The 1,309-nt window shown below is 72.4% G+C and carries 2 protein-coding genes; both read right to left on the reverse strand.

The features are described from left to right. Positions 1–262, reverse strand: a 262-nt coding sequence (locus I5E_RS16925) for a glycosyltransferase (RefSeq protein WP_031263027.1), incomplete at its 3' end; no start/stop codon positions are given. Next, positions 259–1,309, reverse strand: a 1,051-nt coding sequence (locus tag I5E_RS16930; protein WP_261974982.1) for a glycosyltransferase, incomplete at its 5' end; no start/stop codon positions are given. The genes I5E_RS16925 and I5E_RS16930, both read right to left, overlap by 4 nt.

A 1,309-nucleotide genomic window follows, 5' to 3' on the forward strand; every position in this document is an offset into this window, starting at 1 on the left:
GACGTCCCATGTACGGGAACAGCTCGTCCTTGGGGACGTGCCGTGCCGGACCGGCATCGACGTGCGCGACCTCGACGCCCGGTCGGAGGAGCACCCGGACCGGCTGCCCAGCGTCGTCGCGCCGGGTGTAGACGGTGACCCGGTGGCCCCGGTCCGCGAGTGCACCGGACAGCTCCGCGACGTGGACGTTCTGGCCACCAGCGTCGACCCCGCCGAGGACCGCGAGCGGACTCGCGTGCTCGGACACCATGGCGATCTTCATCCCAGGCTCCCTTCGAGAGCGGCTCCCGCCGCTCGGTTCGTGCGCCCCCCGCGCGTGACCACGTCGTCGAGCAGGTCGTCCCAGTCGGCCAGGTACCGTCCGAGCGCGTGCCGCGCCAGCACGGCCTCCCGTGCCACGGCCCCGCGGCGACGTGCTTCGTCGGGGTCCTCGAGCAGGGTCCTGGAGGCGCGGACCAACTCCTCGACGTCGGTCGCGATCGCGCCCGCCTCGGCGGGGACCGTGCGACTCGCGTCGGTCGTGGCGAGCACCAGGACGGGCATCGCCATGTGCATCGCCTCGATGAGGGACAGTCCGAGGGACGTCCACCGGTTGGGGTGCACGTAGGCGCGGCGCTCCGCGAGCGCGGCGTGCATCGGGTCGGACGGGACGTCGCCGAGCGCGACCACACCGTCGCCGAACCCGAGTTCCGGCAGTCGTTCGGTGGCCATGCCCCACACGTCGACCGGCGCCACCGCGGCGAAGCGGGGGAGCAGGTCCGTCCCGACCACGCGGTTCCGCCGGACCGGCTCGTTGATGACGACGCCGAAGCGGTCGAGCGAACCGGTGTACAGCGGCCCGGGGTCGACGACGCCGTGCTCGATGACGGTCGTCCGGGTGGTGCCGCAGTCCCACATGAGCGCGTTCCAGTGCGTGACGTGCGCGATCGTGAGGTCGTCGCGGTCCCGGAACGGGTGCAGGCTGTTCGGCACGTCGATCCGCGGTGCGTTGTGCTCGACGACGACCACGGGCACCTCCCGACCACCGAGCAGTCGTCGAGCGAGTTCGCGTTCCTCCACCCGCTGCACGACGACGACGTCGACCTCGGCGGCGGCGACGTCGGCCGGGTCGATCTCGACCGCCGAGTCGGGCCAGTCCCGGCCACCACGGCCGAGGCCCCACGCGTCGCGCTCGGCGTTCGTCGGGATGAGGTACTCGTGCGTGCCGCGGACGAAGGCGTCCATCCAGCCGCCGTGCACGTGCCACACGAGGATCCGCATGCGGGCCTTCCGGTCGAGGAGAAGTGGGAGCAGTGCGGAAGCTACGCAG

The sequence above is a fragment of the Curtobacterium sp. B18 genome (genome assembly GCF_000333375.1).
GTDB lineage: Bacteria > Actinomycetota > Actinomycetes > Actinomycetales > Microbacteriaceae > Curtobacterium.